The sequence below is a fragment of the Streptomyces sp. NPDC111520 genome (assembly GCF_055635295.1).
Genome location: NZ_JBVKBW010000022.1, coordinates 117,328 through 125,163, shown reverse-complemented (window position 1 = coordinate 125,163; position 7,836 = coordinate 117,328). Strand labels below are relative to the sequence as shown.

General features: G+C 73.4%; 9 protein-coding genes. All 9 read left to right on the top strand.

Going from position 1 to position 7,836, the window contains the following annotated elements:
* Positions 1 to 179: 179 nt before the first annotated feature.
* The 9 genes from ACZ7MY_RS36490 to ACZ7MY_RS36450 all read left to right on the top strand — a co-directional run bounded on the left by ACZ7MY_RS36490 (position 180) and on the right by ACZ7MY_RS36450 (position 7,769).
* The gene (locus ACZ7MY_RS36490; RefSeq protein WP_499608866.1) at positions 180 to 353 is read left to right on the top strand and encodes a hypothetical protein; all 174 of its coding nucleotides are present in this window, start codon (positions 180 to 182) and stop codon (positions 351 to 353) included.
* The gene (locus ACZ7MY_RS36485; protein ID WP_499608864.1) at positions 350 to 535 is read left to right on the top strand and encodes a hypothetical protein; all 186 of its coding nucleotides are present in this window, start codon (positions 350 to 352) and stop codon (positions 533 to 535) included. The genes ACZ7MY_RS36490 and ACZ7MY_RS36485 overlap by 4 nt, the downstream gene beginning before the upstream one ends.
* Positions 536 to 552: 17 nt before the next feature.
* On the top strand, positions 553 to 2,040 hold the full coding sequence (locus ACZ7MY_RS36480; protein WP_499608862.1) for a DUF2637 domain-containing protein: 1,488 nt from the start codon (positions 553 to 555) through the stop codon (positions 2,038 to 2,040).
* An 84-nt stretch (positions 2,041 to 2,124) separates the two neighbouring features.
* On the top strand, positions 2,125 to 2,352 hold the full coding sequence (locus ACZ7MY_RS36475; protein ID WP_499608860.1) for a hypothetical protein: 228 nt from the start codon (positions 2,125 to 2,127) through the stop codon (positions 2,350 to 2,352).
* A 151-nt stretch (positions 2,353 to 2,503) separates the two neighbouring features.
* Positions 2,504 to 2,968, top strand: coding sequence for a hypothetical protein (locus ACZ7MY_RS36470; RefSeq protein WP_499608858.1), 465 nt, complete (start codon positions 2,504 to 2,506; stop codon positions 2,966 to 2,968).
* Between the two features lie 46 nt (positions 2,969 to 3,014).
* Positions 3,015 to 3,992 (top strand): hypothetical protein, encoded by a 978-nt coding sequence (locus ACZ7MY_RS36465; RefSeq protein WP_499608856.1) that lies wholly within the window; start codon positions 3,015 to 3,017, stop codon positions 3,990 to 3,992.
* Between the two features lie 87 nt (positions 3,993 to 4,079).
* Complete coding sequence (locus ACZ7MY_RS36460) at positions 4,080 to 6,197, top strand: winged helix-turn-helix domain-containing protein (RefSeq protein ID WP_499608853.1); 2,118 nt, start codon at positions 4,080 to 4,082, stop codon at positions 6,195 to 6,197.
* Between the two features lie 104 nt (positions 6,198 to 6,301).
* Complete coding sequence (locus ACZ7MY_RS36455; protein ID WP_499608851.1) at positions 6,302 to 7,303, top strand: tyrosine-type recombinase/integrase; 1,002 nt, start codon at positions 6,302 to 6,304, stop codon at positions 7,301 to 7,303.
* 34 nt (positions 7,304 to 7,337) lie between these two features.
* Positions 7,338 to 7,769, top strand: a complete 432-nt coding sequence (locus ACZ7MY_RS36450; protein WP_499608848.1) for a hypothetical protein — start codon at positions 7,338 to 7,340, stop codon at positions 7,767 to 7,769.
* Positions 7,770 to 7,836: the final 67 nt, after the last annotated feature.

The window sequence follows — 7,836 nt, the reverse complement described above, 5'->3', positions numbered from 1 at the left end:
ATTTCCATGCCACCACCATCCCCCAATCCTCTTGACCGCGTCCAGAGGATCGCCGTAGGTTGGTCCCACCACAAACGAAAAAGACCCCGGCGCGGTGAGCCAACACCGCGCCGAGGCCGACCCGGTGAGCCAACACCGGGACCAGCTCAGCCCTCGCCTTCAAGTGAAAGGGCCGAACGATGCACGATCGTAGCCGCGCGGGTAGCTCCGCGCCCCAACCCGCACACCGCGCCACCTTCGTGCGCGACACCAGCAACCCCGACCGCTCCCGCATCGCCGTCGACCACGCGCCCGCGCCGGTCCGGTCCGGAGCGTGGGACCAGCACCTCGCCCCCCGCGGGGGTGCCCGGTGAAGAACACGCTGACCGCCCTGGCCTGGGGCCTGGTCGAGTGGGTGATCGCCACCGCCCTCGGCTACGGCGCCGCCAGCTCCGGCATGACCCTCGGCCGCGCTGTCGCCGCCACGGCGCTCGCCTTCCTCGTCCTGCACTTCGTCCTCAACCGCAGCGGCGCCGGCCGCAGCGGCCGCCGCTAGAACCGAGAGAGGAAACCGTGAGCGAGACGCCCCAGTTGGAGAAGGTGCTCGGCCCCGCGCACTGGGAGAAGCGCGGAGGCCTGCTCCTGCAGGACTACCCCCACGCCGCTGGTGCCCCGGTGACCCTGCCCGCGCCCGCACTGGTCGCCGCTCCGGTGCTCGCGCCCGCCGTCGACCCCGTCCCGGTGGCCGCGCCCGCCGTCGAGCCCATCCCTGCGCCGCTCCCCGTGCCCGAGCCCGCATCCGCACCTGCGGACGACGCGGACCAGGACGCGGACGAGGACGAGGGCCAGGCCGACGATGAGCCGGCCACCACGGAGGTGCCGCCGCTCGGCAAGGGCGAAAAGGCCATGGCCGTCGCGGTCGTCCTCATGGCGACCGGCGTCAGCCTCCTCGGCCTGCTCAGCTCCTTCGAGGCCCTGAGCGCCAAGGCCGAAGCCGAGTGGGGGTGGGAGAACCCGTGGATGCTGCCGCTCGGTCTCGACCTGGCCATCCCCGCCTTCACGCTCGCGCGCCTGCTCCTCATCCGCCTGGACCTGCACGTGCCCGCGTGGCTGACGTGGATTCCGCGCCTGCTGACCGCCGCCACGATCTACCTCAACTGGAACGTGACGGACAGCCTGCCCGGCCGCGCAGGACACGCCTTCCTGACGCTCCTGTGGGTCGTGTTCTCCGAGATCGCCAGCAGCATCTACGCCACCCGCATCGGCGCCATCACCGGCCGCCGCATGGACCGGATCCGCACCTCCCGCTGGCTCATGGCGCCTGTCGCCACGGCGGCCATCCGCCGCCGCATGATCCTGTGGGAGGTCACCTCCTACGCCGACGCCTTGAAGCGCGAGCGGACGCGCCTCCTGGTGCGCGCCGAACTGCGCTCTCTGTACGGCCGTGGATGGCGCCGCGTGGCGCCCCCCAAGATCTGCGTTCTGGCCCGCCTTGGCGAGCTGGAGCCGGGCGCCGCGACGGCGGCCGCCGAACACGCCACGACTGATCTGTCCGGCCTCACGGCGGGGTGCGACGCCACCGCCACCGACCCCGCCCCCGACCCCGCCACGGAAGACGCCGAAAGCGCCGCCCGGGAGCGGGCCAACATGGCCCTGTTCGGGCGCCCCCCGCTGGAGCTCAAGGCGCCCGCTGAGAGCGCCACGGGAGGCGCTGCAGGGGGCGCCACGGGAGGCCGTGAGAGCGCCGCCGCAGCCGCCGCCAAGGCGCCCCGCGTGGACGCCCCGGTGGACCCCCACAAGCGCCCTCGTGGCGGCGCCACGGGGGGCACCGGAAAGCGCCCCGCCCCGCTCCCGAAGCGCACCACCGCGGAGGAGCAGGAAGCGGGTCGGGAGATCATCCGTGGCGTGTTCCGGAAGCTCGGCCACGAGCCCCGCGAGGGCGAGATGACCGACGCCTTGAAGGCGGCCAAGCACCCCTTCACCTCCCGCCAGTACGCCAACGCTCGGCGCCAGGAGATCCGGGAGGAGACCGAGTTCAAGAACTACCCCGGCCCGCAGTAGCGGGCCCCGCCCCGTGCCCGGCGCAAGCCGGAAGCACTCTCCACAGAGCCGGTTATACGCAAACCCCCAGGTAGGAGGCCCGCCATGGCGTACAAGAAGGCACAGGAGCGCGAGACGCGCCGGCAGCAGGCCGCCGCCGAGCGGTGGTCCGCCCGGCTCAACGCCGCCGAGACCCCGTGGGACCGGGTCGCCGTCACCTACGACCGCATCCGTGCCCAGGTCGCCAAGCTCCCCCCGGAGAAGCGCGACCGGGCCGCCGCCGCCGTCGAGCGGGCGCTGCAGACCGCGACCGCCGAATTCCTCGGCGGGTGACTGTCCGTGAATCCGCAATCCGATCCGCAGTCCAATCCGCACCGCGGATCGGACCACGTCAGGGACCTACACGCCTGGGCGCGCTTGCGCGCGTAACGCGCGCGAGGGTAGCCCCGGCCGTCACCCACCGCAACCACCAAGGAGCCCCGGAATGAACGACGTTCGCCCCTTCCAGCCCATGCAGCCCGTGCAGCCGACCGCCGTGAACCTGTCCGCCGAGACCCCGGCCGCCCACCTGGGCGCGCTGCACCTGGTCCCCACCACGGTGCTGCTGCCCAACGGCCAGACCGTGACCGGCTACGCCCCGGCCACGCCGCCGCCCGACCCGGCCGCCGTGGCGGCCGCGTCCAAGTCGGTCGTCTCCGGGTACCTCGTGAACTTCTGCCTCGCCGGGATCGGCTTCCTCGCGGTCGCGGCCGGCCTGCACCTGGCGGCCGCGTTCATCACCGCTCTCGCCGACCTGGTCGCGCAGCTCGTCGTGCTCGCGGCGGTCCTCTTCGGCGGCTTCGTCTTCCTGCAGATGGGGCTGGCCTTCCGCTCCCGGGGCGGCGGCGGCAACCGCACGACCATCCGCATCCGCAAGGCCGTCATCAAGCGCAACAAGTTCCGCTCGTGATCCCCCGACCCGCCCAGTTAGGGCCCGACCGATGAGGTGGCAAGACGTGGTTGAACTCCTGATTCTCGGGTGGCTGGCCTGGCAGGTGGCCGGGGGCGCCAGCTCCGGCGGCTCCTCCCGCTCCAAGGCCGCAGGCTCCCGCCACAAGACGCCCGTGGCGCCCGCCAAGCGGGAGTCCCTGGCCGCGAAGTGGCGGGCCACCCCCGTCAAGAAGGGCACGCCCGTCAACCGGGCCGGGGCCGTGACCGGCAAGGCGGCCGCCTACCTCACCCGCGCAGGCCTCGCCCACGTGAAGGCCTTCACCGAGGGATGGGGGGCGAGCTGGAAGGAGGCCGCCGCCTCCCTGTGGGAGCGCAACGAGGAGATCGACCCCGAGTCCGACGAGCCGGAGGACGACGAGACCCCGGAACCCGACCCGCCCACACCCCCGACACCGACCCCGCCGCCCCCGAAGCCGACCGGGGGTAAGCCGCCGGCCCCACCCGAGAAGCCGACCGTGGCCACCCCGCCCATCCGGAAGCCCGCCCCCAACCCCGCCCCGGCACCCGCCCGGGACACCGGACTCCCGCCCAGCACCCTCCCGTACCCAGCCAAGCCCCTGCGCCTGGTCCAGCCCGACGAAAGGAAACCCCCCACCATGAACGGCACTCTCACCGGTGAGGTCACCAACTTCGACAGCGCCCGGGAGCAGCTCGGGGCCGTCGCCGACTCCGCCCTGGCCGACCTGGAGATCGCCACCGGGGACGCCACCCGCTCCGGCAACCGTGCCACCGCGCTGGACGACCTGGCCGCGGGCATGGCCTCGCTCAAGGTGGACCCCGAGACCGTGCGCGACGCGCACGCCGTCGCCGAGGCCGCCATCGCGTTCGCCGAGGCCCAGGAGGCCGCCCGCGCGGCCGCCGAAGCGGTCCACGTGGCCGCGACCACCGCCCGGGAGAACCTGCAGAAGCGCTACGGCAACCTCGTGGAGGCCGCGGCCGAAGCGCCCGCCATCCCCGAGGCCTCGTTCATCACCAGCCACTAAGACGGGGCCGGTGTTCCCGCACCGGCCCCGCCCCGGCCCGGCCCCCAACTTCCCCACCGTGCAGCAGCAGAGAAAGGCACCGCGACCATGGCACTCCTTGACCGTGCCGAGCCCACTATGACGGACGACCAGGCGGACAAGCTGATCGGCCTCTACAACCGGGTCCGCGAGCAGCAGGCGAAGGCCCGGCGGCGCCAGGAGCTGTGGAAGCGGCTGCCCCGAGTGGTGCGCGGCACCATCCGCACGGGCGTCGCCACCGGCCGCACCGTGCGGTTCGTCACCCGGCACCGCCGCCCCCTTGCCCCGTTCCTCACCACCGCTGGCACCCTCGCCACCGCGCAGGCCCTGCAGATCCAGGGGGGTTGGCCGGCGGCCCTCGGCCTGGCCGCCGTCGCCGCCCCCGAGCTCGCGCTTCGGCTGCGCCGCAAGGCCGTGCGCCGCCGCAAGGGCGCCCGCTGGCCCGAGCGGATGACCCGCCGCGCACTGCGCCGCCGTGTCCTCACCGGGTGGGGGCGGCTCTACACCTCCGCCGTGTACGCCGCGGTGTTCGGCTGGCTCCTGGTGTCCGCCGTCACCGGCCAGGTGCTCCCGGAGCCGGGGGGACTCGAGGGTCTGGGCGTCTCCATAGGCGCGGGCGCGGTCCTCGGCGCGCCGTGGTGGTGGCACCTCGCCCGCCGCCGCCCCGAGCCGGAGGCGCCCATGGGTGAGCACCTGGCGATCTGGCTGGAGTTCGTCGCCTGCCAGGGCGGTGCGCTGCCCGACTCCGCCATGCACAACCTGCTGATCAGCAACAACGACAACTGGGGCGCCGACATCGAGCTCCCCCGCGGCAAGGGCACCGCGACCGCCGCCATGACCACACAGATTCAGGAGCGAATCGCCTCCGCGTACGGCGTGCCCGCCGTGTCGGTGAACATCGACCGGCACCCGTCCGGCAACGAGCAGTGGGCGCACGTCGAGGTGTACGAGACGAACCCGCTGCAGGAGGTGAAGGAGTGGGAGGGCCCGCACCTGCTGGACCCGAACACCGGCATCGCCCCCATCGCCGTGCACCCCGACGGCCAGTTTGTCGACTACCGGCTGTGGCGCCCCGGATCTGGGCCCGTCCACGACCTGTTCGTCGGCTCCACCGACTCCGGCAAGTCCCGGCTGACGGAGATGTGCCTGGCCTACGAGCGGCACACCCCGCACATCGTGTCGTGGGTCATCGACCCGCAGCACGGGCAGTCGCTCCCGGACTGGCAGAACGCCGTCGACCTCTTCGCCGGGGACGTCACCGAAGGCCTGTACGCGCTGCGCGACGCGGTCGACTTCATGTACGACCGCAACCGCCGCCTGGCCGACTGGGAGTGGGTGGACGACAAGGGCCGCGAGCGGCGCGGCGTGGCCGCGTTCGACCCGGTGAAGCTGGGCCTGCCCATCCTGTCGGTGACGATCGAGGAGGCCGCCGCCCTCTTCGGCGCCTACAAGGAGGCCGTCGTCCTCGGGGAGCGGTTCGCCACCATGGCCCGCAAGTGCGGCGGCCGCCTGCGCCTCGTCATGCAGAACCCGGGCCTGGCCAACCTGGGCGGCTCCAACACCATGCGGGAGCAGCTCACCTCCGGGAACGTCGTCGTAATGCGCACGGGCGGCCGCATGTCCGGTCAGCTCGCTCTGCAGGGCTCGATGGACGTCGAGCCCCACAAGATCCCCAAGCAGTGGCCGAACGGATCGAGCACTGCAGGCCTGTGCTACGCGAGCGTGGGCAGCGCCCGCGCCACGGTGGCGCGCACGCTCCTGACGGTCGACCCGTACCACTGGGCGTCGACCGGCGAGACCACCACGTTCAACGCCACCGAGTCCGTTCGGCTCGGCGACGGGTGGCGGCACTGGCGTCAGCGCCGCGACGACCGGAAGGCCGGCCGCCCGGTCATCGAGCCCGGCGCGGGCAAGGCCTCCACCGAGGCGGCCGCGCAGGGCGTGGCGAAGGTCGAGCAGGCGGCCGCGGCCGCCGAGACGGCCGTCCCCCGTTCGTCCTCGCGGGCCGACATCCTGGCGTACCTGCGGAGCAACGGGCGGTGCACCAACCAGCAGATCATCAACGCTCTCGGCATGAAGCCGACCACGGTCAACAGCTCCCTCACCCGGATGGAGGAGGACGGCCAGGTCCGCAAGGTCGAGAAGGGCGTGTGGGAGGCCGCGATGGCGGCCGCCGCCGTAGCCTGAGCACGCTTCACCCCTCCTAGAGCGGCCCCGCACCTCTTGCCGGTGTGCGGGGCCGCTCTGCGTTCACGTGCGGGTTCCGGCGGCCGCCGTCTAACCTGACCCGCATGCCTGCACAGCCCACCCCACCCAGTGCCGCCCTGGACACCCTGCAGTCCGTGGTGTCCCGCATGACCGCCGGACTCGACAACGGCGACGCGGTCGGCAAGCAAGTCCGCTGGGTGGCGGGCATGCTCGGCAGGGCCCTGGAACGGCACCCCGGCGAGTTCCCGCCCGACGCCGCCGACGACCTGGCGGTGCTCCTGTCCACGCCGTCCGCCCGCGCGTTCCTCGACCTGGCCCGGGCCGGGGAGCTCCGCCGCCGTACCGGCCGCGCGCAGCACGGCCCGTCATCGGACGCGTCCGTGGACATGGCCGCCACCCGACTGCGGGACATCACCCGCGCCGCAGGCCTGCCGCCGCTCGACCTGCCCGCCCCGCCGCCCAAGTCGCAGTCCCCGGTCAACCCCGTCGTGCCCGCCCAGCCGCGCGCCCTGCTGCTGCGCCACCTGGAAGCGGCCGCCGACCACTGGGAGGCCGGCCCCGAGGCCGTTCGGCTCCTGGCGATGCTCGGCCTGGTCCTCGATACCGGCGCCCGCTCCGGCGAGCTCGGCACGCTCACCCTCCACGACGTGGACGCCCGGGCCGGGACCGTACGCATCACCCGACGCCCGCAGCACCGAGTGCGCGCTATGCCGCCCGTGGTCGAGACGATCGCCCTGTCGAAGCCCACCATCGCCGCGGTGCGCCGCTGGCTGGAGGTGCGCGCCGAGCTGGTCACCCACCTCCAGGGCTCCGACCACGGCGCCCTGTGGGTGTCGGTCCGGCCAGGCCACAACGAGCACCCCGACAACACCACCAGCCCGCGCCCCGTCGGCAGTCCCCTCATGGCCCGGGGCGTGCTCCGCTCCTTCGAGCGGGGCATCGTCCGCCTCAACCTCGGCATGGCCGGATTCCCCGGCTGGGAGCCGCTGTCGACGCGCATGGAGCAACTCCGGCGGGCCGTCGAGCTGGAGGCGCCACCCGGCGGAGAAGGCGGCCCAGCGCGCGCAGTGCGGCCCCGCCCCTGAGTCGTGTCACCTGGTTGTGGCATGATCCGCCGCCATGACGATGATCAAGCCGGGGGGCGTCGTCGTAGTCGCCGCCGCCCTCATAGCCACGCTGGCCGCGTGCGACAGCACACCGCCGGCCGCAGCGAAGCCCGCCGCCACCGCGAAGGCCTCCCCGAGCGGGCCGACCGTGCAAGGCGCGGCCGACGCGCTGCAGGGGATCCTCAAGCCCTGCCCTCCGGAGCACCCGGACGGGGCGTGCGAGGACATGCTGCAGAAGACGTACCACGCGATGCTGGCCGTGCGGACGGCCATGGAGGCCGACCCGTCGGGCCGCGACTACTCCGGCGCGTACGCGATCATCGACCACACCAAGGAGTGGGCGGGGAACGTGCCGTACCTGGATCAGGTGCCGTTGGCGCGCACCGCCGTTCTGCAGGACGCGCAGCAGCTCCTGGACTGGATCGCCGCGCACCCGGCGGCCTGACCGCCACCCGGGGCCCCGCTCATCTCTGCAGGTCAGAGGCCAACTACTAATCTGGGACGAACTGGTA